The 24,945-nt window shown below is 60.3% G+C and carries 15 protein-coding genes; 6 read left to right on the forward strand and 9 right to left on the reverse strand.

Features of this window, described 5'->3' with window-relative positions; all coding sequences use genetic code 11:
* Positions 1-46: 46 nt before the first annotated feature.
* The gene (locus H8B20_RS01890; RefSeq protein WP_047300228.1) at positions 47-1,405 is read right to left on the reverse strand and encodes a TolC family outer membrane protein; all 1,359 of its coding nucleotides are present in this window, start codon (positions 1,403-1,405) and stop codon (positions 47-49) included.
* A 534-nt stretch (positions 1,406-1,939) separates the two neighbouring features.
* On the opposite strand from H8B20_RS01890, the gene H8B20_RS01895 reads away from it, so the two are divergent.
* Positions 1,940-11,281 carry a retention module-containing protein gene (locus H8B20_RS01895; RefSeq protein WP_210622207.1) on the forward strand — a complete coding sequence of 3,114 codons (9,342 nt, stop codon included), beginning with the start codon at positions 1,940-1,942 and terminating at the stop codon, positions 11,279-11,281.
* Positions 11,282-11,483: 202 nt separating this feature from the next.
* Here the strand turns inward: H8B20_RS01895 and H8B20_RS01900 are convergent, their stop codons facing one another.
* The 3 genes from H8B20_RS01900 to H8B20_RS01910 form a co-directional block, all read right to left on the reverse strand.
* Complete coding sequence (locus H8B20_RS01900; RefSeq protein WP_115147848.1) at positions 11,484-11,843, reverse strand: DUF6124 family protein; 360 nt, start codon at positions 11,841-11,843, stop codon at positions 11,484-11,486.
* 409 nt (positions 11,844-12,252) lie between these two features.
* Positions 12,253-12,648: a YbaN family protein gene (locus H8B20_RS01905; RefSeq protein WP_210622208.1), complete on the reverse strand. Its 396-nt coding sequence runs from the start codon at positions 12,646-12,648 to the stop codon at positions 12,253-12,255.
* A gap of 10 nt (positions 12,649-12,658) precedes the next feature.
* Positions 12,659-13,246: a UPF0149 family protein gene (locus H8B20_RS01910; protein WP_042558152.1), complete on the reverse strand. Its 588-nt coding sequence runs from the start codon at positions 13,244-13,246 to the stop codon at positions 12,659-12,661.
* A 397-nt stretch (positions 13,247-13,643) separates the two neighbouring features.
* Here H8B20_RS01910 and recQ point away from each other — a divergent pair, with 397 nt between their 5' ends.
* The 3 genes from recQ (at position 13,644) to H8B20_RS01925 (ending at position 18,431) form a co-directional block, all read left to right on the forward strand.
* Positions 13,644-15,773, forward strand: a complete 2,130-nt coding sequence (gene recQ / locus H8B20_RS01915) for a DNA helicase RecQ (RefSeq protein WP_210622209.1) — start codon at positions 13,644-13,646, stop codon at positions 15,771-15,773.
* Positions 15,774-16,077: 304 nt separating this feature from the next.
* Positions 16,078-16,512 (forward strand): MarR family transcriptional regulator, encoded by a 435-nt coding sequence (locus tag H8B20_RS01920; RefSeq protein WP_210622210.1) that lies wholly within the window; start codon positions 16,078-16,080, stop codon positions 16,510-16,512.
* Positions 16,513-16,640: 128 nt separating this feature from the next.
* Positions 16,641-18,431 carry a motility hub landmark protein FimV gene (locus tag H8B20_RS01925; RefSeq protein ID WP_210622211.1) on the forward strand — a complete coding sequence of 597 codons (1,791 nt, stop codon included), beginning with the start codon at positions 16,641-16,643 and terminating at the stop codon, positions 18,429-18,431.
* A 168-nt stretch (positions 18,432-18,599) separates the two neighbouring features.
* On the opposite strand, the gene H8B20_RS01930 is transcribed toward H8B20_RS01925, so the two are convergent.
* Positions 18,600-20,789, reverse strand: coding sequence for a patatin-like phospholipase family protein (locus H8B20_RS01930; RefSeq protein WP_210622212.1), 2,190 nt, complete (start codon positions 20,787-20,789; stop codon positions 18,600-18,602).
* Positions 20,790-20,860: 71 nt separating this feature from the next.
* On the opposite strand from H8B20_RS01930, the gene H8B20_RS01935 reads away from it, so the two are divergent.
* Entirely contained in the window at positions 20,861-21,148 is a 288-nt protein-coding gene (locus H8B20_RS01935; RefSeq protein ID WP_093442622.1) for an Rdx family protein, read from the forward strand.
* On the opposite strand, the gene H8B20_RS01940 is transcribed toward H8B20_RS01935, so the two are convergent.
* Together H8B20_RS01940 and H8B20_RS01945 are read right to left on the reverse strand one after the other, a co-directional pair.
* Positions 21,142-22,035, reverse strand: coding sequence for a DMT family transporter (locus H8B20_RS01940; protein WP_042558157.1), 894 nt, complete (start codon positions 22,033-22,035; stop codon positions 21,142-21,144). The two genes, H8B20_RS01935 and H8B20_RS01940, sit on opposite strands and share 7 nt — an antisense overlap.
* Positions 22,036-22,107: 72 nt before the next feature.
* On the reverse strand, positions 22,108-22,872 hold the full coding sequence (locus H8B20_RS01945) for an AraC family transcriptional regulator (RefSeq protein WP_210622213.1): 765 nt from the start codon (positions 22,870-22,872) through the stop codon (positions 22,108-22,110).
* A 134-nt stretch (positions 22,873-23,006) separates the two neighbouring features.
* On the opposite strand from H8B20_RS01945, the gene H8B20_RS01950 reads away from it, so the two are divergent.
* The gene (locus H8B20_RS01950; RefSeq protein WP_042558159.1) at positions 23,007-23,822 is read left to right on the forward strand and encodes a UDP-2,3-diacylglucosamine diphosphatase; all 816 of its coding nucleotides are present in this window, start codon (positions 23,007-23,009) and stop codon (positions 23,820-23,822) included.
* An 85-nt stretch (positions 23,823-23,907) separates the two neighbouring features.
* On the opposite strand, the gene H8B20_RS01955 is transcribed toward H8B20_RS01950, so the two are convergent.
* Together H8B20_RS01955 and H8B20_RS01960 are read right to left on the reverse strand one after the other, a co-directional pair.
* Entirely contained in the window at positions 23,908-24,498 is a 591-nt protein-coding gene (locus tag H8B20_RS01955) for an HD domain-containing protein (RefSeq protein WP_210622214.1), read from the reverse strand.
* A gap of 25 nt (positions 24,499-24,523) precedes the next feature.
* Entirely contained in the window at positions 24,524-24,835 is a 312-nt protein-coding gene (locus tag H8B20_RS01960; RefSeq protein ID WP_047300239.1) for an Mpo1-like protein, read from the reverse strand.
* Positions 24,836-24,945 lie beyond the last annotated feature (110 nt).

Here is a 24,945-nt window from a genome sequence, read left to right on the forward strand (position 1 = left end):
GATCGTCCGATCGCGGCCCGTGCCTTCGGCAGCTCCTACATGGGACTTACTTCAGCTCTGGCAGGCGTGCTTCGTTTTTGACTTCGGCAGAAGCAATCGCATCCGCTGGCAGCACCACCCGTTGTTTACTCAGCAACAGGCCCATATTGGCCAGCACGCGATACATCGAATACTCCTCGGTGTAGCGGATTTCGGTGTAGCGACGGTTGGCGTTGTAGAGCTCGTTTTCACTGTCGAGCAAGTCGAGCAGGGTGCGTTGGCCAAGGCCGAACTGATCCTGGTACGCGGCGCGCACACGCTTGGTGGTTTCAGCGTATTCACGGGCGGTCGGGGTTTGTTTCTTGGCATTTTCCATGGCGTTCCAGGCCAGACGAATGTTCTCGTTGAGCTGGCGCAGAGCATTGTTGCGGATGTCCATCGCCTGGTTGATGTCGTGCGCGTTCGCGGCCAGTCGGGCCTTGTCGCTGCCACCGCGGAACAGGTTGTAGTTCATCACAATGCCCACGCGCCATTCGTTGTCGTGGCCTTCGTCACCCTGCACGTTGTTGTTCGCACCAACGGCGGCCTCAGCATCGAAGCGTGGGTAGAACGGTGACTTGGCGACTTCGTACTGGCTCTCGGCCGACTGCACGTCAGCCTGCGCCGATTTCAGGTACGGGTTGTTGTCGACCATGCTCTGCTGGGCTTCGCGCAGTTGGGTGGGCAGTTCGCCGCGAGTCGAGGCCGGGGTTTCCAGTTCATCGGGCATGCGCCCGACGACGCTGTAGAAATTGGCTTCGGCATCGGCCAGATCAACTTCGGCGGTGTCGAGGTTGTTCTGTGCCAAGGCTTTACGGGCTACCGACTGGTCGGAGTCGGCGGCGCTGCCGACGCCGCGCTCGGTACGCAGGCCAATCTGATCGTTGACGCGCAAGTGCGCCTGCAGGTTGTTCGTCGCCAGGGTCACCAGTTCGCGGCGCTTGAGCACTTCGAGGTAGACCTCGATGGTGCGCAGGGCCAGGTCTTGCGCGGTGCCTTGCGCGTAGTAGGCGCGCGAGTTGGACACACCTTTGGTGCGCTCGACTTCGTTGGCCGTGTTGAAACCATCGAAGATCATCTGCCGCATGCGCAGCTCGGACTGGGTGTAGGTAAGGATTTCGGTGTTGTGATTGCCGAAGGCCCGGGTGTTGGTGTTGTCGCTGTAACCGCGACCGTAGGCCGCGTTCAAATCGACGGATGGATAGAAACCACCCTTGGCGACTTTGACTTGTTCATCAGCCGACAGGCGCGCGTCCACGCGCGACGCAAGTTCCGGGTGGGTGGCGATAGTGCTTTGAATCGCCTCCGTGAGGTTCATTGCCTGGGCTTGAGAAGTGCAGGCCATGGCCAGCAAAACCGCGCTGCAGAGGGGGGTTAGAACGCGCATGGGGTGCATCTCCCTGAGTCCTGATGGTGTGTTACTGTCGCCAAATATTTGACGATATTATGAGGTCTGAGCGTTTCACTCTTGTAACAACAGAGCTAAGAACATCCTGAAGCGTAGCTAAGAAAAAATTTTCATAAGGCTTATTCCGAAAAAAACTTATGCGGTTTGTAAAATGCAGCACATTGTTCACCACGAAAGCCTTTGTTTTGTGCGCTTTAGGGAGCGCAAAAAGGCTTGAGGAAAGTTCCATTCACTTTGCGACATACGGCGAAGTACTGCTGAAGGGGAGGGACGCGTAACGGTTGATGAGCGACAGATTTCTGTCACTCGAGTGCTTCACCACCGTTACGTAGCGTTAGCAGGTTGGTTGCCTCGATCAGGGTTTGGAGGTGCTTGAAAGCACTCAAATTTCTCGCTCGGGCAAGGCCTGTGAAACGAACTGTCGAGGGTGCGAGCGTCGCCCCGACAACCCGATTGAGCCATGGGCTACTTCGCGAACCAGTGCTGACGGTGGTCAGCAGCGGAGGATTTCACATGGCAACGCTCATCGGCACAGTCACCAAGGTTATTGGTCAGGTTTTCGCTCAAGGTATCGACGGCACCCGTCGCGTCCTGGTTGAGGGGGATCGGCTGTTTGCAGGCGATCAACTGATCACCGGGGCCGAGGGCGCGGTTGCCGTTCATCTGCAAAATGGCCAGGAACTGACCTTGGGCCGCGGTAGCAACGTGACCATGACCGACCAATTGCTGGCCGGCCAGGCAGCACAGGTGAACGCCGCTGAAGCGCTGACCCCGAGCGACGCACAACTGACCGATGTCGAACAGATCCAGAAAGCCATCGCCGCCGGTGAAGACCCGAGTAAAACCGCTGAAGCCACCGCTGCAGGCCCGAATGCCCCAACGGGTGCGCCGGGCGCGGTGGGCGGCGGCCATAGCTTTGTGTTGCTGGAGGAAGTCGGCGGGCGGGTCGATCCGGTTATCGGTTTCCCCACTGCCGGCTTTAACGGTATTCCCGAGTTTCCCGAAGAACGCCGCGAAGCGGTCATCGACAATGGTGACGGCGGCGATATCGTCGTGCCTGTTGTTCCGCCGCCACCGGTGAACAATCCGGTCACGCTCGGCGGGCTTGCGGTAGACGGTGGCGAACTGAACGTAAACGAAGCCAATCTGCCCGACGCCTCTGCCGCCAATAGCGGGGCTCTGACGCAAAGCGGCAGCTTCACCGTATCGGCACCGGACGGTCTGACCAGTCTGAGCATTGGCGGCATCAGCCTGATCAATGCTGGCGTGACGGTCGGCTTTCCGCAGTCGATCACCACGCAGTTGGGCAACACGCTGACCATCACCGGTTACAACCCGGCAACTGGCGTGGTCAGCTACAGCTACACGCTCAATGGCAATGAAACCCATGCGGCCGGTGACGGCGCCAACAATCTCAGTGAACAGTTCACGGTGATTGCCAGCGACAGCAATGGCGACATTGCCACGGGAACGCTCGACGTCAACATCACCGACGACGTGCCGGTCGCGGTCGATGACGGCAATGGCATCGCTTCAGAAACCTCGTTGACGCTGACCGGCAACGTCCTGACCAACGACGTGCAAGGCGCCGACCGCGTCGCCACCGGCCCGATCACCGCCGGTACTTTCACCGGGACGTACGGCACGCTGGTGCTCAACGCCAACGGCACTTACACCTACACGCTGAACACCAGCGATGCTGACTTCAAAGCCCTGACCGGCGGCGGCAACGGTACGGAAACCTTCGCCTACACCATCACCGATGCCGACGGCGACACCAGCACTGCGAACCTCGTGTTGCAGATCCAGAACAACGACGATCCGGTGATCATCAACGGCTTGAACGTAGAGGGTGGCGAACTTACCGTCTTCGAGAAAAACCTCAGCGACGGCAGCGCGCCGGACTCATCCGCGCTAACGCAAAACGGCACCTTCACCATCACCGCACTGGACGGCGTTACCACGCTGACGATCGGTGGCATCGCCGTGGTCACCAATGGCGTCGCCGCCGGGTTCCCGCAATCGGTCACCACGCCGCTGGGCAGCACGCTGACCATCACCGGGTTCAACGCAGCGACGGGCGTGGTCAGTTACAGCTACACCCTGGTCGACAACGAAGCGCACGCAACCGCCAACGGCGCCAACAATTTGCCTGAGCAGTTCGCCGTCACGGTGGTCGATGACAATGGCACCACCGCCAACGCGACCCTTGATGTGAATATCGTCGACGACCTGCCAAACGCCGTGGACGACAGCAATGCAACCACCGCCTCCGAAGCGCAACTCACGCTGACCGGCAACGTCCTGACCAACGACGTGCAAGGCGCCGATCGCGTCGTCACCGGCCCGATTACTGCCGGTACGTTCACCGGTACCTACGGCACGCTGGTGCTCAACGCCAACGGCACTTACACCTACACGCTGAACACCAGCGATGCCGACTTCAAAGCCCTGACCGGGGGCGGCAACGGCACGGAAACCTTTGCCTACACCATCACCGATGCCGACGGCGACACCAGCACTGCGAACCTCGTGTTGCAGATCCAAAACAACGACGATCCGGTGATCATCAACGGCCTCGACGTAAACGGTGGCGAGCTCACCGTTTACGAGCAGAATCTCAGTGACGGCAGCGCGCCTGACTCCGCGGCGCTGACCCAAAACGGTACCTTCACCATCACCGCACTGGACGGCGTCACCACGCTGACGATCGGTGGCATTGCCGTGGTCACCAATGGCGTCGCCGCCGGGTTCCCGCAATCTGTCACCACGCCGCTGGGCAGCACGCTGACCATCACCGGGTTCAACGCAGCGACTGGCGTGGTCAGTTACAGCTACACCCTGGTCGACAACGAAGCGCACGCAACCGCCAACGGCGCCAACAATTTGCCTGAGCAGTTCGCCGTCACCGTGGTCGATGACAATGGCACCACCGCCAACGCGACCCTCGATGTGAACATCGTCGACGACCTGCCAAACGCCGTGGACGACAGCAACGCAACCACCGCCTCGGAAGCTCAACTCACGCTGACCGGCAACGTCCTGACCAACGACGTGCAGGGCGCCGACCGCGTCGTCACCGGTCCGATCACTGCCGGTACGTTCACCGGTACCTACGGCACGCTGGTGCTTAACGCCAATGGCACTTACACCTACACGCTGAACACCAGCGATGCCGATTTCAAAGCCCTGACCGGCGGCGGTAACGGCACGGAAACCTTCGCCTACACCATCACCGATGCCGACGGCGACACCAGCACCGCGAACCTCGTGTTGCAGATCCAAAACAACGACGATCCGGTGATCATCAACGGCTTGAACGTAGAGGGTGGCGAACTTACCGTCTTCGAGAAAAACCTCAGCGACGGCAGCGCGCCGGACTCATCCGCGCTAACGCAAAACGGCACCTTCACCATCACTGCACTGGACGGCGTTACCACGCTGACGATCGGTGGCATCGCCGTGGTCACCAATGGCGTCGCCGCCGGGTTCCCGCAATCGGTCACCACGCCGTTGGGCAGCACGCTGACCATCACCGGGTTCAACGCAGCGACTGGCGTGGTCAGTTACAGCTACACCCTGGTCGACAACGAAGCGCACGCAACCGCCAACGGCGCCAACAATTTGCCTGAGCAGTTCGCCGTCACCGTGGTCGATGACAACGGCACCACCGCCAATGCGACTCTTGACGTAAACATCGTCGACGACCTGCCAAACGCGGTTGACAACAGCAACGCAACCACCGCCTCGGAAGCGCAACTCACGCTGACCGGCAACGTCCTGACCAACGACGTGCAAGGCGCCGACCGCGTCGCCACCGGCCCGATCACCGCCGGTACGTTCACCGGTACTTACGGCACGCTGGTGCTCAACGCCAACGGCACTTACACCTACACGCTGAACACCAGCGATGCTGACTTCAAATCCCTGACCGGCGGCGGTAACGGCACGGAAACCTTCGCCTACACCATCACCGATGCCGACGGCGACACCAGCACCGCGAACCTCGTATTGCAGATCCAAAACAACGACGATCCGGTGATCATCAACGGTCTGGATGTGAACGGTGGCGAGCTCACCGTTTACGAGAAAAACCTCAGCGACGGCAGCGCGCCGGACTCATCCGCGCTAACGCAAAACGGCACCTTCACCATCACTGCACTGGACGGCGTTACCACGCTGACGATCGGTGGCATCGCCGTGGTCACCAATGGCGTCGCCGCTGGGTTCCCACAATCTGTCACCACGCCGCTGGGCAGCACGCTGACCATCACCGGTTTCAACGCAGCGACGGGCGTGGTCAGTTACAGCTACACCCTGGTCGACAATGAAGCGCACGCAACCGCCAACGGCGCCAACAATCTGCCTGAGCAGTTCGCCGTCACGGTGGTCGATGACAATGGCACCACCGCCAACGCGACCCTTGATGTGAATATCGTCGACGACCTGCCAAACGCCGTGGACGACAGCAATGCAACCACCGCCTCCGAAGCGCAACTCACGCTGACCGGCAACGTCCTGACCAACGACGTGCAAGGCGCCGATCGCGTCGTCACCGGCCCGATCACTGCCGGTACGTTCACCGGTACCTACGGCACGCTGGTGCTCAACGCCAACGGCACTTACACCTACACGCTGAACACCAGCGATGCCGATTTCAAAGCCCTGACCGGGGGCGGCAACGGCACGGAGACCTTCGCCTACACCATCACCGATGCCGACGGCGACACCAGCACCGCGAACCTCGTGTTGCAGATCCATAACAACGACGATCCGGTGATCATCAACGGCCTCGACGTAAACGGTGGCGAACTCACCGTCTACGAGAAGAATCTCAGTGACGGCACCAGCCCCAACACCCCGGCCCTGACCCAGAGCGGCACGTTCACCGTGACGGCCCTCGACGGTCTGCAAACCCTCAGCGTTGGCGGCATTGCCGTCGTCACCAACGGCGTGGCCGCAGGCTTTCCGCAATCGGTCACCACCCCGCTGGGCAGCACGCTGACCATCACCGGATTCAATGCAGCGACTGGCGTGGTCAGCTACAGCTACACCCTGGTGGATAACGAAACCCACCCGAACGCCAATGGCGCGAACAGCATCACCGAGAACTTCAACGTCGTCGCCACGGACACCGATGGCAGCACCGCCAGCGGGCAGATCAACGTCAATATCGTCGATGACCTGCCAAGCGCTTATTCCGATGCAGCGTCAGTGGCTGAGGGCGGGACCGTCAGCGGCAACGTGCTGCTTAACGACATCGGCGGTGCCGATGGCCCGGCCGTGACGGGCGCGGTGGTCGGCGTGCGCGTCGGTGCCGATACCTCGACTTCGGCCATCGGTGGCTTGAACTCGCAGATCAACGGTACCTACGGCTACCTGACCCTCGATGCCAACGGCAATGCGGTTTACCACAGCAATCCCAACACGGTGAATGGCCCAGGTGCAGTGGATGTGTTCACCTACACCGTGCGCGATTCCGACGGCGATGAAAGCACCACCACCATCACCATCGATGTCTCCAACAGCAAACTGTATGCAGTCAGCGACACAGATGTCACCGTCTACGAGAAAGCGCTTGATCTGACCAGGGACGGCGCCGATCTAGCGCCCGGCACGGTCACCGGCAGCGACCCGACCAGCACCAGCGAAACCGCGTCCGGCACTTTGGTCGGCTCGGTCAACGGTGCCGTCGGCGCGATCAGCTATGCGCTGATTGGCAGCGCCACCGGCAACTACGGGCAGATCGTCCTCAACCCCAACGGCACGTACACCTACACCCTGACATCGCCAGCGACCACCACTCCGAATGCCGATGACGGCGCCAATACCCTGACCGAAACCTTCACCTATCAGGCCACCGATTCGCTGGGCAACATCGTCACCAGCACCATCGTCGTCAGCATTGTCGATGACGTGCCGAAAGCGATGAACGACAGCAATGCCAACACGGCCTCGGAAACCCAACTGACCCTGAGCGGAAACGTGCTGACCAACGATGTGCAAGGCGCAGACGTGGTGGCGACCGGGCCGATTACCCCCGGCACTTTCACCGGGACGTACGGCACGCTGGTGCTCAACGCCAACGGCACTTACACCTACACACTCGACGCCACTGACGCCGACTTCAAAAACCTGCAAGGTGGCGGCAACGGCACCGAGACGTTCACCTACACCCTGACCGATGCTGACGGCGATACCAGCACCGCCAACCTGGTGCTGAACGTCCACAACAACGACGATCCGGTGGTGCTCAACGGCCTCGACGTCAATGGCGGCGAACTCACCGTCTACGAGAAGAACCTCAGTGACGGCACCAGCCCCAACACCCCGGCGCTGACCCAGAGCGGTACTTTCACCGTCACCGCGCTTGATGGACTGCAAACCCTCACTGTCGGTGGCATCGCCGTGGTCACCAATGGCGTGGCCGCCGGTTTCCCGCAATCAACCGTCTCGCCGCTGGGCAGCACGTTCACCATCACTGGTTACAACCCGGCCACTGGCGTGGTCAGCTACAGCTACACCCTGGTCGATAACGAAACCCACCCGAGCGCCAACGGTGCCAACAGCATCACCGAGAATTTCAACGTGGTGGCGACCGACACCGATGGCAGTACCGCCAGCGGTCAGATCAACGTCAACATCGTCGATGATCTGCCGACCGCCAAACCCGACACCGGCTCGGTGGCGGAGGGAGGTACGATCAACGTCAGCGTACTGGGCAACGACGTCAACGGTGCCGATGGCGCGGTTACGGTGATCGGCGTGCGCGCCGGCAGCAACACCGCCACCTCGGCCGTCGGCGGGCTCAACAGCAACATCAACGGCGCCTACGGTTACCTGACCCTCGATGCGGCGGGCAATGCCGTTTACCACAGCAACCCGAACTCGGTGAGCCCACCGGGCGCCACCGACACCTTCACCTACAGCATCCGCGACAGTGACGGTGACGAAAGCACCACGACCATCACCATCAACGTCGCCGACAGCAAACTCATCGCCTCGGTCGATCAGGACGTGACCGTTTACGAAAAGGCCTTGGACTTGAGCAAAGATGGCCAGGATCTGGCACCCGGCACGGTCACCGGCAGCGAGCCTGGCAATACCGGCGAAACCGCCAGCGGCACGCTGGTCGGTGCGGTGACCGGCGGCAGCGGTGCGCTCACTTACACCCTGGTTGGCAGCGCCACCGGCACTTACGGGCAGATCCAGCTCAACGCCGACGGCACCTACACCTACACGCTGACTTCGGCACCAAAAACCTCGCCGAACGCCAACGACGGGCCGAACACCCTGAGCGAAAGTTTCACCTACAAAGCCACCGATGCGCTGGGCAACACCACCACCAGCACCCTCGTCGTCAATATCGTTGATGACGTGCCAAAAGCCGTGGCCTCGGATCGCTCGGTGACAGCAGTGGAGATCGATTCCAACCTGCTGATCGTTCTCGACATCTCCGGCAGCATGGCCGATGCCTCGGGCGTTCCGGGCCTGTCGCGCCTGGCGCTTGCCAAGCAGGCGATCAGTGCCTTGCTCGACAAGTACGACGATCTGGGCGACGTCAAAGTCCAACTGGTGACCTTCAGCAGCAACGCCACCGACAGAACTGCCGTGTGGGTGGACGTCGCGACAGCGAAGACGATTCTCGCGGGCCTGACCGCCGGCGGCGGCACCAACTACGACGCTGCCGTTGCGGTGATGCAGACCGCGTTCAACACCTCGGGCAAACTCACCGGGGCGCAGAACGTCGGTTACTTCTTCTCCGATGGCAAACCCACCACCGGGCAGGAGATCGGCACGGCTGACGAGACCGCACTCAAAGCTTTCCTTGATGCCAACAACATCAAGAACTACGCGATCGGCCTCGGCAGTGGCGTGAGCAACGCCAACCTCGATCCGCTGGCTTACGACGGCATCAATCACACCAACACCAACGCGGTGGTGGTCACTGACCTCAACCAGCTCAACTCGGTGCTGTCGGGCACCGTGCAGGGCGCGCCGGTCACCGGCTCGCTGCTGGGCGAGGGCGGCACGTTTGGCGCCGATGGCGGTTTCATCAAGTCCATCGTGATCGACGGCACCACTTACACCTACGACCCGAAAGCCCTCAGTGGCCAGGGGTCGCTGATCGCGAGCGGTGGTGTCAATCACGGCACCTTCAACACCGCGAACAACACGTTGAGCATCGCGACCAACAACAGCGGCACGCTGCTGATCAACCTCGACACGGGCGAATACACCTACACCTCGCAGAAAACCACCGCCGTGGTGCTCACCGAAAATATCGGCTTCACCGTCAGCGACAACGATGGCGATCTGGCCAGTTCGACGCTGACCGTGAAAGTGATCCCCAACGCGCCTCCGGTGGCGATGGACGACCACGTCATCACCAACGTGCTGTCGGGCAACATTGTGGTGCCGGGTGAGCTGTTGCTGGCCAACGACACCGACCCTAACGGCGATACCCTCAACGCCACGCCGACCAGTTTTAACACCGGTTGGGTGTCGAAAGCGGCGGACTTCACCGGCACCGGCGCGATCAATTTCACGGGCACCAACGTCAATACGGCGGCCAACCAGAATCTGGCCAACGTCCGTAGTGCGTTCTCGGCGAACGCTGCAACCATGACCGCCGTGCTGGTGGTCAGCGGCTACCTGGGCGCTGTGACCAACAGCAATGCCAACGATGAAGACCGCATTACCGTCAACCTGCGTCAGGGTGAAACCCTCAACCTCGACCACAACCTGGCGGCCGGTAACGTCAGCATGGAGTATTCGATCAACGGCGGCGGCTGGATCGCGCTGGCGGATGGGCAAACCCTCACTGCGACGTCGAACGCGGTCTACCAGATTCACATCACCAACCTGACCAATCCCTCGGGTGGCAACGTCAACGGAGCGGAAAACTACCAGTTGACCATGAAGCTCAACTACGCCGGTGCCCAGGACATCGCCCCGGACTACCACGGCACTTACACCGCCAACGACAATCATGGCGGCAGCGACACCGCCAACGTGAGCATCAGCTATCAGGACGGCCACACCCTCACCGGTACAGCAGGCGATGACGTGCTGGTGGCGGGCACCGGCAACAACATCATCAATGCCGGCGACGGCAACGACGTACTGACCGCAGGCTCAGGCAACAACGAGCTGCACGGCGGCGCGGGTAACGACTTGCTCTACAGCGGCGCGGGCAATGACCTGCTCGATGGCGGCAGCGGTACCGACACCGCCAGCTACGCCCATGCGACTGCTGCCGTCACCGTCAATCTCGGCCTGCTCGTTGCGCAAAACACCCTCGGCGCCGGGACGGACACCCTGACCGGCATCGAAAACCTCGTTGGCTCGAACTTCAACGACAGCCTGACCGGCGACAACAATAACAACGTGATCAACGGGGGTCTGGGCAACGACACCCTCAACGGTGGCGGCGGCGATGATTTGCTGATCGGCGGCATGGGCAACAACACCCTGACCGGCGGGGCAGGGGCCGACACCTTCCAGTGGCTCAAAGGCAACAGCGGCCACGACCTGATCACCGACTTCACCCCCGGCACCGACAAGCTTGATCTGTCGCAACTGCTGCAAGGCGAAAACGGCACTACGTCGTCCCTCGACGACTACCTGCACTTCACCGTCAGCGGCAGCGGCGCGTCGGTCATGACCAGCATCGACGTCAGCGCCATGGCCGGCGCCACGCCGAACCAGACGATCGATCTGGCCGGCGTCAATCTCGCCAGCCACTACGGCGTCACGCCTGGCGCCGGTGGAATGATTGCCAGCGGGCACGACACAGCGACGATCATCAGCGGGATGTTGAATGATCATTCGTTGAAGGTGGATACGGTTTGATCTGAGGCAGAAACGACAAAACCCGTCGTCCCGATCATCGGGGCGACGGGTTTTTTCATGCCGGCAGATATTTGTTGGCTGTGAGGTCGCCTTCGCGAGCAGGCTCGCTCCCACATTGGAACGCGATCAACTGTGGGAGCGAGCCTGCTCGCGAAAGCGCCAGATCTGACGCCGAATAACTCAGCGGTTGATCACGCCTGCATCAACCCGGCAACTCCAGATTATCGATCACCCGATTCACCGCCAGCTCCCCGAGCATGATCAGTTGCGCGATCCCCAACAGCGTCCTGCGCTGCGACGCGGGTATGAGGTGGGCGAAGTCATGGGCGATGGTTCTGGCTGAGGCGAGTGTTTCGCTGGCATCGGCCAGCAGTTCTTCATTTTTGAAGTCTGCGGTCACGGCGTACATCCGGCGGGTTTTTCGGGGCGGTGGCGTGGAGCCGGGCGGGCAGAGGTAGTGATCGAGGGCGCGGTCGGCGGCTTCGCTCAGCCTTCTCGAATCGATGGATTCGTAAGGCGAGGTGGGATCGGTTTCGGGCGGGTTGGGCGTTGGTTTGATCATGGTGAAGCTCCTAGAGTCGACGGAGCCGCCACATTTCGCTGCGATACGAAAAGGAGGTGGCAGCTATACGCGGGTCGCAGACCGGGACTCTAGAACCGGCAGACCCGAAGGTCTCCCACGTACAGCCGCCATAACAAGGACGGGTGTTGTGCGTCTAGAGATCAGCGGGCTGCGAGACCCGATCGCTGATTCGTCAGCGACCGCCCCACAATAGAACCCGTCCCCAAGGCGCACAAGCCGGCGGATTCTGGCGTAGCTGTAGGCAATTACGCAAGGTCGTATAGCTTCGGAGAGTGTTTGCAGGTCTGGTTTAAACGTGGGTGTTTAAAGTCAAAAGATCGCAGCCTGCGGCAGCTCCTACAGACGATCTTCATGTAGGAGTTGCCGCAGGCTGCGATCTTTTAGTGTTTCAGGATTTGCGCAGGGTCTTCTGCCGAAGGATATAAACCGTCACCAGCACTGCACTCGTCAACATGAACCCCCGCGCCCACACCAGCGGCACCAGATAGCAGGAAAGCAGAATGCTCGCCCACATCAGCCCGATCGCGTAGACCTTGCCCTTGAGTGGAATACCGTTGCCATCGAGATAATCGCGAATCCATGGCCCGAGCCGTGGATGCTCGACCAGCCATTGATAGAAACGCGGAGAACTGCGCGCGAAGCAGGCGGCGGCGAGCAGAAGGAAAGGGGTGGTGGGCAGGACGGGCAGGAAGATACCGATCACCCCCAATGCCACGCTGAGCCAGCCGATAGCCAGCAGGAAGTAGCGCAACATCAGGGGGCGGTTGCCTATGGGGTTGTCCATAGGCTGGATCTTAGTGGTGACGTGGCTTGAGGATCGCCGGTTTTTCGTCTGGCGCCTGGCACAGCAGGTACAGCGCGGTCAGGGCTTCCGGGATCTGCACAATCATGTCGTCCATCAGATTGGCGTCTTGAGCGATGTCTTCGAACTCGGGTTGTTCGTCGAACAGACCCGAACCGACCATGATCGGCAGGAGCATTTCGCTGACTTCTTCTTCGGCGGTTTCGAACCAGGCGGCTTCACGCAGGAACACGCCTTCCATGAAACCAATGCACCAGCCGCGCAATTCCGAATCGTCGGGGTCTTCGCCCAGATCCAGCTCGCACGGCAGTTCGAATTCTTCATCGGACGCCAGTTGACGGGCGATGTGCGCCTTGAGGCCGATCAGGGTGGCTTCGATCTCGGCACGCTGTGCTTCGTCGCTGTAATGCGGCTCTTCGGCGAACAGGGCGTCGATCCATTCACGCTCCGACACTTCTTCGGAGCAGATCGACAGCGCGGTCAGGTAACCGTGGGCGGCCACGTAATCCAGCGCCTCGTCGTGCAGCTCGTCGGCGTCGAGGAAGACTTGCAGGCGGGTCAGTTGCTCAGCGAAGGACATTACGTTGCTACCTTGGGGAATCAATAATGCGGGAATTCTAGGCCTTCTTGCGCGCTCAAGCCAGCCGCATGGCAGATTTGCCGCAATTGCCGGGCTGCATATAAATCCTGTGGGAGCGAGCCTGCTCGCGAAAGCGGCGTATCAGGCACCTTTATGTCGAATGACCCACCGTATTCGCGAGCAGGCTCGCTCCCACAAGGAATTTATGTGTGGCAGGGTTATCAGTGTCTTATCAGCGGCACCCTGCGCAGGGGAGGCCTCGGGTATACTGCCGCGTTTTGCGATCCCTGCCCGCATTGCGGTTGTCGTGCAATGCGTTCTTACGTTTTGTTTAAACGGCCCTGGCTGCTCTGAACCAGCCTGAGCAGGGATGTATCGGTAGATTTTTGGAGTTTTTATGCTCGAACAGGCACAACGCGTCCTCAAGGACATCTTCGGCTACGACAGTTTCCGTGGCCGCCAGGGTGCAATCATTGAGCGCGTGGCCAGTGGCGGTGACGCGCTGGTATTGATGCCTACCGGTGGCGGCAAGTCCCTGTGCTTCCAGGTCCCGGCGCTGTTACGCGATGGCCTGGCAGTGGTGGTATCGCCGTTGATCGCCTTGATGGATGACCAGGTTGCCACCCTCGAAGAGCTGGGCGTGGCGGCCGCCGCGCTGAACTCCACGTTGAGTGCCGAACAGCAGCGTGATCTGGCAACGCGGATCAAGCGCGGTGAAGTGAAGATGCTCTATCTGGCGCCCGAGCGTCTGGTGCAGCCACGCATGTTGTCCTTCCTGCAAAGTCTCGACATTGCGCTGTTCGCCATCGACGAAGCGCACTGTGTGTCGCAGTGGGGCCATGACTTCCGTCGCGAGTATCTGCAACTCGGGCAACTGGCCGAGTTGTTCCCGACTGTGCCGCGCATCGCGCTGACGGCCACCGCCGACAAACGTACCCGCGAAGAAATCGTCGAACGCCTGCATCTGCAGAACGCCGAGCGCTTCCTGTCGAGCTTCGACCGACCGAACATTTTCTACCGCATCGTGCCCAAGGAGCAGCCGCGCAAGCAGTTGCTGGCGTTTCTTGCCGAGCGGCGCAGCGATGCCGGCATTGTCTATTGCCTGTCGCGCAAAAAGGTTGAAGAAGTCGCGACATTCCTTAGCGATCAAGGCTTCCCGGCGCTGCCGTATCATGCCGGTCTGCCCAACGAGCTACGCGCCTTCAACCAAAAGCGTTTCCTCAACGAGGAAGGCCTGATCATGGTCGCTACGGTGGCGTTCGGCATGGGCATCGACAAGCCCAACGTGCGTTTTGTTGCCCACCTCGATCTGCCGAAATCCCTCGAAGCGTATTACCAGGAAACCGGACGCGGTGGTCGTGACGGTCTGCCGGCGGATGCGTGGATGGCCTACGGTCTGCAAGACGTGGTGATGCTCAAGCAGATGCTGCAAAACTCTGAAGGCGACGAGCGTCACAAGCGTCTGGAGCAACACAAGCTCGACGCGATGCTGTCGCTCTGCGAAGAGACTCGTTGCCGTCGTCAGACGCTGCTGGCGTATTTCGATGAGCAGATGGCCGAACCTTGCGGCCATTGCGACAACTGCGTCGACGGCGTGCAGACCTGGGATGCCACCGAGCCTGCACGTCAGGGGTTGTCGGCGATCTTTCGCACCGGTCAGCGTTACGGCGTCGGCCATCTGGTTGATGTGCTGCTGGGCAAGGACAACGAAAAGGTTCGCAGTTTCGGTCATCAGCATCTGTCGGTGTTCGGCGTTGGCAAGGCACTGAGCGAAAGTGAGTGGCGCTCGCTGTTCCGTCAATTGGTTGCGCGTGGACTGGCCGATGTCGACCACGAAGGTTATGGCGGCTTGCGTTTAAACGATACCTGCCGGCCACTGCTCAAGGGCGAAGTGACACTGGAACTGCGCCGCGATCTCAAACCACAAGTCACCGCCAAGAGCGGCAGCAAGAGCCAGGCCAGCCAATTGGTGCGCGGCGAAGAGCGCGAGCAGTGGGAAGCCCTGCGTGCGTTGCGACGCAAACTGGCCGAAGAACACGGCGTGCCGCCGTATGTCATCTTCCCGGATTCAACACTTCTGGAAATGCTTCGCAGCCAGCCAACTTCGTTGGCGGAAATGGCCAGGGTCAGCGGCGTCGGTGCGCGCAAGCTGGAGCGCTACGGCGATGCTTTCCTCGAAGTGCTCGGCGGCGAGGTCGAGGCGCCGAAGGTGGTGGCCGATGTGCGTCACGAGCTCATCACCCTGGCCCGCGCCGGCATGACCCCGATGCAGATTGCCGGGCAGTTGCAGTGCTCGGAAAAGAACGTCTACACCATGCTCGCCGAGGCGATCGGCAAGCAACAACTCTCACTGGAACAGGCTCTGGACTTGCCTGGAGAGCTGATGGGCGAGGTGCAGGACGCGTTCCTTGATGGCGAGGGTGAATTACCGCCGGTCGCCGAAATCGCCGAACTGTTCGCCGGTCGTGTTCCTGAAGGCGTCCTTTATTGTGTGCGGGCTGCGCTGCAATCCGAGTTTGAAATGTAATTCGGTCCAACCCTCATCGGAACGCCGCCCGCCCAGCCCTCTCCCGGAAGGAGAGGGAGCCGACCGAGGTGTTTTGCGGATTACATCGACCTGACAGACCAGGTCGATCAAGGATTCGGTAAAGCCCTGTCAGGTCGGTGGATTTGTGCAGCATCCCCCAATCAAGCCCCTCTCCCTTTGAGAGAGGGGCTTTTCAAGATGTAACGATTCAGTACAGACCGACACTTGCCTATAGCTGCAGCTCATGCTTAGCTGACTAATAATTAGTTTTTCTCTATTACATCCGTCTAACCATGAGTGTTTTATGCCGTTAACCGATCAACACCGCTTTGGCATGCAACTGGCCCAGATGTCCCGCGGCTGGCGTGCCGAGCTGGACCGGCGTCTGGCCGGCCTTGGCCTGTCCCAGGCGCGCTGGCTGGTGCTGCTGCATCTGGCGCGTTTCGAGGAAGCGCCGACACAGCGAGAGCTGGCACAAAGCGTTGGCGTTGAAGGCCCCACCCTCGCGCGCTTGCTCGATAGTCTGGAAAGCCAAGGGCTGGTGCAACGACAGTCGGTGGTTGAAGACCGCCGGGCGAAAAAAATTGTCCTGTGTGCACCGGCCCTGCCGTTGATCGAACAAATCGAAACCATTGCTACCCAACTGCGCCACGAATTGTTCGAGGGTGTCGACGAGGCGGATTTAAAGGTGTGCATGCGTGTTCACGGTCACATTCTGGCCAATCTGGAAAAATCTTGAGGCATAACCGCGCACCCGTTTTTTGAGAGATCGCACTGAGCAGACTATAAGAACTACTAGGCAATATCGTGTTCGTACCGGATGTGCGAACGCATAAGAAGTCGGTTTTGCTTATTTAAGGGATGCTCATGCTCGCAAGTTGGCACACGGTACTGCGCGTTTACGCCAAGGGATTATTGGTCGCTGGCGCATTCGGCTATTCGACCTTGTCGATGGCTTTGGGGCTTGGCGAGATCACGGTTCACTCAGCCCTCAATCAACCGCTCAAGGCCGATATAGCGCTGATCGATGTCGGGACACTGACGCAGAACGACCTGTCAGTGAGCCTGGCCACGGCAGAAGAATTTGGCCGTGCCGGGGTCGAGCGGGTGTTTTTCCTCAACGACCTCAAGTTCACGCCGATCCTGCATGGCAATCGCCAGATGATTCGCGTGACCTCCAGCAAACCGGTCAACGAACCCTTTCTGAATTTCCTGGTGCAGCTCAATCAGCCCAATGGCCGCTTGCTGCGCGAATACACGGTACTGATCGATCCGCCGGGTTCCCCGGGTATCGTGCCGGCTACCGATGAGCCGGACCCTCGCGCGCAATCCTCAGCATTTCCCACTGTCGAGCCCGTGAGCGCGCCACCACAGGCGGCCCAGGGCAAACGCGCCATGCCGGCCGCGCCTTCATCTACAACCGCTCCGGCCAACGATGCACTGGCCGAACAACTGGCAGCCAGCGTGTTGCAGAACCAGCAGTTGCAAAAGTCCCTTGATGAGCTGAACGTCAAACTGCAGGCGCAAGATGTGCAGATTGCCGACGGCAGGAAACAGGTCAGTGACCTGCAAGCGCGCTTGATCGAGCAGCAAAAGGCACCGCCAGCGCCAGTAGTGACACCTGCGCCAACACCGACAGCTGCCGCTGCGCCAATCGAGCCCGCAGAGGACGGTTTGAATTGGCCATTACTCGGTGGCTTGCTGTTGCTGGTGGCATTGGCCGGGTTGCTCGTGCTCCGTCGACGCCAGCAACAGCAGCAGGGAGATGCACCTTTGCCGTCATTACCGTTGAGCAACGAGCCCGATGGGGATGACGCCGGTTCCTCACAGGGGGTGACTGAACCGGTCATGGGGCACGCCTCGGCCGATCCTCGTGAAGAGCCGACGGCGGGTGATGTGCTGGAAGCCGTGGGGATTTACCTGGCCTATGGGCGCCTCGGCGAAGCCGCCGGACTGTTGCGCGACGCGCTGCACAAAGAGCCCGAGCGTACCGATCTTGGTTTGCAGCTACTCGAAGTGCTAGGGCGTCAGGGCGATAGCGCAGCGTTCGAACAGCAGGAAAGTCATTTGCGTGAGCAGGGCGTTGCTGCACAAGCCTTGCAGGATATCCGCGCTCGGCATCCGAAGCTGTTGGGCACTGCGCCGTTGGCGGCAGTCACGCCATCGGCCATTGGCATTGCTCCGGTCGTAGTCGCCGGGCCTGCGTTGCCCGAGGACAATTTCGAGTTGAATCTGGATGAGTTGTCGGTGAACTCCAATTGGGATCTGGAGGAAAGCCGCCCGGCACTGGCTCAGTCAGCCACAGACGACTCCAGCTTCGCTTCCAGCCTGAAAGTGTTGCCGCAGGACTTTGACCTGCCAGAGACCGCGGCCAGTGAAGACGCGGAGCTTGAATGGATTCCTGAGCCTGAGGCACAGCCGCTGGACGATGACTTCCTTGAAGCATTTTCCGATCCGCTGCCGTCGTTGGCGCTGGAGCCGTTGGATTTACAGATGGCAGCGCCAGACGAGGCGGGGGCGGGGAAGCTCGAACAGGCGCAGACCTGCATCGATGACGGTGACATCGACAGCGCGATTGCGCTGCTCAATGAGTTGCTCAAGGACGGGGACGAGCCTTTGAAGCAAACCGCCAGAACCCTTTTGGCCGGGATCCGCTGATCCGAGAGCTTCAGTCACTGTTGCGGCGATCTTGATGACGCCATCGCGGGCAAGCCCGCTCCCACAAGTATCGATGCCGAACAAAAATGCGGTGAACGACGCTCAACCTGTGGGAGCGGGCTTGCCCGCGATGGCGGCCGGCCAGGCACCCTCATTCCTGAACCTTGATCAGAACGTCTGCCCCAGGTTCAAATACACCGCCTGCTCGTTCGCATCATTGAGCCCATAACTGAAATTCAACGGCCCCAGCGGCGTATCGAAGCCAATAAACACACTCGCCGCATTGATGTAACCACTGTCGAACTCGTTGTCGTTGTTCCACGCTCGCCCACGCTCCAGCGATCCGCCGGCGTACAGCGGGAAGTCCAGCGGCAGATACGAGCGCGGTGTCAGACGGCGGTAATACACCGCCCGCATCAGACTGACGTTCTGCCCGGAAATCGCATCCTCGCGAAAGCCCGACAGCTGGCGCGCGCCACCGAGCAGGAAGCTGGACGTCACCACATTGGTGTCGTCGAGGGTACGGCCATAGCGCCCGCCCAGAATCAATGTGTCCGGTCCGCGGCTCATGGCTTTGTCGAATTTGAACTCCCACTGTCGATAACGCGTATCCGAGCCCAGGCTCGGTTCGAATTGCAGGATTGTCAGGCTGACGTCCTTGCCCTCGTGGGGGTAGTAGACGTTGTCCAGTGAGTCGTAGGAATACTTCAGCGAATAGAAGCCTTCATTGAAATTCTCGCTGGGCAGGTCCTGATCGCCAATGCGCACATCGGCCTTGCCCCAGGCCTCACCGACGCCGAAGCGCACTTCGCCGTTGTTGCCGATTTGCCGGCCGACATTCAAGGCCATGCCGTAACGCTCGACGCGGTACTGGGCGACCGGATCATTGTCGAGCACCGCATCGACGTTTTGCGCCTCGAACACCACCGACGGCGCGATGAAGTAACGCGAGCCAACGTCCAGCGGCTGATAGAACTCGCTGTACAGCTCCTGTTTGTCGCCAATCTGCACACGCGTCAGCCATTCCGCGCCGAGACGATTGATGCCGTTTTTGCGGTAACTGGCGCCGAGGTTGAAAGCACTGCTGCCGCGCATGTCGTCTGACAGGTTCAGGCCGACCCTCAGGTAATCGGTGCCACTGCGTTTGCCGCGGGCACTGATTACCAGGGTATGGTCCTGCCCCTTGTGCGCCACGCGGTACTGCACCTGTTCGAAGTAGTCGAGGCCGTACAAGGTGCCCATGTCCGAATGCAATCGACCCAGATCCAGCGGTTCGCCGATGTGTTGGCGAATGTAGTAGCGGATCACGTCGTCGTCGACCTTCGAATCGTTTTCGACCTTGATCGCGGTGATGATCGGCGTACGTTGACCCGGTGCTCGGGCGGCGTTGAGTTCGGCGTCCTGGGACTCGGCAGGTTTGAGACTGGCGAGGCGCGCGTCAAGGATTCGGGTTGCGCGATAACCCGCATCGATCATTTCCTGGGCGCGGCCGAAATCAGTCACGCCGAAGCTTGCCAGCGACGGTTGGATCAACACGTCAGTGGCTTTCAGCGCGGCCAGTTGTTCTTCAGAGTTGCGCCGGGTCATCAGGGTGATCGACTGGTTGAGCACATCGACCACAGTGTTCAGTTGCTTGCGACCGCGCAGCGGCGTACCGATGTCGACCACGATGGCGATGTCGACGCCCATTTGCCGCGCGACATCCAGCGGAATGTTGTCGGTCATACCGCCGTCCACCAACAGGCGGCCGTCGAGTTCGACCGGTGCGAACACCGCCGGAATCGACATGCTGGCGCGAATCACCTGGGGCAGGTGGCCCTTGCGGAATACCACTTTTTCGCCATTGGCGATGTCGGTGGCCACGGCGCGGAAGGGGATCGGTAACTTGTCGAAATCCCGGGTGTCGCTGGTGTGCGCCAACAAGCTTTCGAGCAACAGCGCCAGATTCTGCCCCTGAATCACGCCCAGTGGCAGGCCGAGACTGCCGTCGTCGCGAAAGCTGAGTTTTTGTTTCACCAGAAAGTCGCGGTCATCCTGTTTGCGCCGGAACGGCACGTCTTCCCGAGGCGGCGCGTCGGACAGCGCCTGCTGCCAGTCGATTTCCAGGGCGAGCTTTTCCAGTTCGTCGATCTTGTAGCCCGAGGCATACAAGCCGCCAACCACCGCACCCATGCTGGTGCCGGCAATCGCATCGATCTTGACGCCTTGCTCTTCCAGCGCCTTGAGTACGCCGATGTGCGCCAGACCACGAGCGGCCCCACCGGACAGCACAAGGCCGACTTTCGGTCGCGGCGCTTCGCTGGCAAGCACGAAAAAAGGAAGAAAACCAAGCAGCAGGCAGAACAGCAGACGGCGCATTGTGAGTCTCGGGGCAAACGATAAAGCCGGGTATTATAGCGGCGCCCTCTGTCTCCGGAGTTTCATTGAACATGACTGTCGCAAAAGCAGAAGTTGTCATCACCTATTGCACCCAATGCCAGTGGCTGCTGCGCGCGGCGTGGCTGGCGCAGGAACTGCTCAGCACCTTCGGAGACGACCTCGGCAAAGTGTCACTGGTGCCGGGCACGGGCGGGGTGTTTCACATCACTTGTGATGGCGTGCAGATCTGGGAGCGCAAGGCTGATGGCGGTTTCCCGGAGGCGAAGGTGTTGAAGCAGCGGGTGCGCGACCAGATCGATCCTGACCGCGACCTCGGCCACAACGATCGCACTCAGTGAGACGCGGCTTCGGCGGCGACGGTTTTTTTGTCGGCATTGCCTGACATTCGCGCCGACACCACGATGGCGACGATGATCAGCGCACCGCCGAGCAGCATGCGTAACGTCGGATTTTCATCGAACAGCAACCAGGCAATTGTGATGCCGTAGACCGGTTCCATGGCGAACACCACAGCAGCGGTGCGCGCCTTGATCACTGCCAGACTGGCAACGAACAGACTGTGGGCGACGCCGGTGCAGAACACGCCGAGCAGGGCGATCCACAACCAGTCCAGCGCGCGCACTTCGCTCAGTTGTGGCGCCGCCACTGGCAGCAGACACAAAGCCACCACGACGTTTTGACAGAGCGCTGCCTGCACTGCCGGGATTCGCCCGGAGCTGGCGCGATTGGTCAGCGACAACAGGGAAAACAGCAGCCCGGACAACACCGACCAAAGCAAACCTATGGTTGCACCGCTGCCAAGATCGAACGCCGGGGTCACCAGCACCAGACCGACGCTCACCAGCACCACCAGCAGAATTTCATTGGCACGGATGCGCTCGCGAAAGATCAGCCCTTCGAGAATCACCGTGAACGCCGGGAAACTGGCAAAGCCAAGCGTCGCGATGGCTACACCCGCGACCTTCACCGAAATGAAAAAACTCACCCAGTGCCCGGCCAGCAATACACCGCTGAGCAGCAGACGTCGCCAATCCACGGCCTGGAGTTTTTGCCAACCGTGCTGGCTGGCGAATCGGGCAAAAAATGCCAGCGCGATGACGGCGAAAGCGGCACGTCCAAAGACAATCACGGCAGGGGACGCGGCGGCGAGTTTGCCGAACACGCCGGTCAGGCCAAACATCAGAGCGCCAATATGCAGGGCGCCGAGGGCGGTACGCGGAGTCATTGCAGTCCTTAATTCAAACGCAGATTCACAGACCTATTGAAACGTGTCGCAGCCCATAAATCTGTCGGCAAACTATTGTCCTTTGTCGCCAGCCTCGCGCCGCAATTGGCCCGGCGAGGCGCCAAACTCGCGCAGCACCGCTGCCGCAAATGCACTTTGCGAGCTGTAGCCGACCCGACTGGCGATTTCGCCAATCGGCAGCACAGTCTCACGCAGCAGGGTCACAGCCTTGTGCAGGCGCCGACTGCGAATGTAGTCCATCGGCGTCTGCCCGCATTCAGCCATGAAGCGCGCGTGCAGACGTGCACTGGATAATCCTGCGATCCGCGCCAGATCAGCGACTTGCAACGGATAAGCAGCATGCTGCTCGATGTGCGCATCCAGCGCCGCGTAAGGCAAGCGCCGGGCGGTGAGTTCGACAGGTTGCGCATGATTCAGACTGGCCAGCAGCAAAATCGCGCCTTGCTGCGCAATCAGCGGATCGCCAACCGGGCTGTTCGCCAGCCAACTGACCAACTGGCTTTGTCCTGAATCCAGCGACAACCGGGCGGTCTTGTCGAGTAGGCGGCGGCTGGCTTCGGCGTGCTCGCCCAGTGAATCGAGCAGCCATTGCTCGTCAGGGATGTCCATGACCAGACAACGACTGCCTTGCGGACTGCCGCAGGCGTGGTGGGCGTCGGCTGGAATGACCACGAAACTCTGCTGACGCACCTGACTGCCACAGCCCTCGACCTCGAAGTCCAGCGCGCCGCACAAGCCGAACACCAGTTGTGCGTGGTCGTGGCTGTGGACGATCAGGTCGTGAGAGTAATGACGCAGGGTGAGGATCGGTCGCATGGCAGGTCGTCTCCGAAGTGACCGACAGTCTACACCGGCACCTCACGAGTGCGTTGTCACAGGACTGACTCGCGGCTGTCATGGACGATTAACCGGGCGCGCGCAAGCTGGCGAAAACATCCAGAGGGTTGCCCATGACCAGCGCCGAGCTCGCCAAACCCAGCCGCAAACAACGGGTGCGAACCTTGTGGATTTCCGACGTGCACCTGGGCACGCGGGATTGCCAGGCCGAGCATTTGTCGCAATTTCTCAAGGGCTACCACACCGACAGGATTTACCTGGTCGGTGACATTATCGACGGCTGGAAACTGCGCGGCGGCATGTATTGGCCGCAGGCTCACACCAACGTGATCCGCCGCTTGCTGACCATGAGCAAGCGCGGCACCGAAGTGATCTACGTCACCGGCAACCACGATGAATTCCTGCGGCGTTACTCGAAGCTGATTCTGGGCAATATCCAGTTGGTCGACGAGGCCGTGCACGTCACGGCTGACGGTCGCCATTTACTGGTGATACACGGTGACCAGTTTGATGTGATCACCCGCTATCACCGCTGGCTGGCCTTTCTCGGCGACTCGGCCTACGAATTTACCCTGACGCTCAACCGCTGGCTCAACCACTGGCGCGCGCGATATGGCTACGGTTACTGGTCGTTGTCGGCGTACCTCAAGCACAAGGTGAAGACGGCGGTCAGCTTCATCAGTGACTTCGAAGAAGCCATCGCCCATGAATGTGTGAAGCGCGAATTGCACGGTGTGGTTTGCGGGCACATTCACCACGCCGAAATCCGCAAGGTTGGCGACGTGGATTACCTTAACTGCGGCGATTGGGTAGAGTCGTGCACCGCGCTGATCGAGCATTGGGACGGCACGATCGAGTTGTATCGACTGGCGGATGCGCAGGCGCGGGAGGCGGAGTTGAAAGCTGCCAAAGTTGCTGAACCCGTCTGAAAAGCAAAAGATCGCAGCCTTCGGCAGCTCCTACAGGGGTACACATTCCAATGTAGGAGCTGCCGAAGGCTGCGATCTTTTGATCTTAGGCCGGGCTGTGTTCTTCCATCGCCGCCTTGTAGATCGAATTCTTCGGCTGGGCAAACAAGCGCTCCATCATCGGCTCAAAGAAGCTCAACGGCAGCGTGTCGTACTCCGGATCAAACGCCGCTGCATCGTATCTGGCGCAAAACTCGGCAGTTGCCTGAAACTGCGGGTGCTCTTTGAACTGCTCGCGCAGATGCCGATCCATTCCCAGATGATGAAAGAAGTAGTAACCCTGAAACACCCCGTGTTTCTCGACCATCCACAGGTTTTCGGCACTGACGAACGGCTTGAGAATCGCCGCCGCAATGTCCGGATGGTTGTATGAGCCCAGCGTATCGCCAATGTCGTGCAGCAGGGCGCACACCACATATTCCTCGTCACGGCCATCGCGAAAGGCGCGGGTGGCGGTTTGCAGCGAGTGGGTCAGGCGATCCACCGGGAAACCGCCGAAATCGCCTTCGAGCAATTTCAGGTGGGTGGTGATGCGTGATGGCAACTGCTTGGCATAGGCGCTGAAGTCTGCGGCGATGATCGCCCAGTCTTCCTGGGTGCCATCCTGCATATGGGTGAAGCGGGCACTGACGGTCATCGGCAATCCTCGTTGTTGCTTGTTTTCAGAACGCCACGCGACCCAGAATCATGTCGCGGTACATGACGAAGTCGCCGAGCAGGCTGTAGAGCGGATGCTGGAACGTCGCCGGCCGGTTCTTTTCAAAGAAGAAATGTCCCGCCCACGCGAAGCTGTAGCCCGCCAGCGGCAGGGCCAATAACAGGAGCCAGGCGCCTTTGGCGATGGTCAGCGCGAGAATGAAAATAACCAACGTCGTGCCAATGAAATGCAGGCGACGGCAGGTGCTGTTGTTGTGCTCGCTGAGGTAATACGGATAGAACTCAGCGAAGCTTTTGAAATGCTTGATGTTTTCCACGACTGCGATCTCTGTGGTTATTGTTCTGGCGACGAGTTGTGCTGCGGGTAGCCTATTTGAGTCTAGAGTGATCATGGGGGTGGGCCAGTGACAATTGGCGCCACTTTAGT

It is taken from the genome of Pseudomonas sp. P42, assembly GCF_017973755.1.
GTDB classification, from domain to species: Bacteria; Pseudomonadota; Gammaproteobacteria; order Pseudomonadales; family Pseudomonadaceae; genus Aquipseudomonas; species Aquipseudomonas iridis.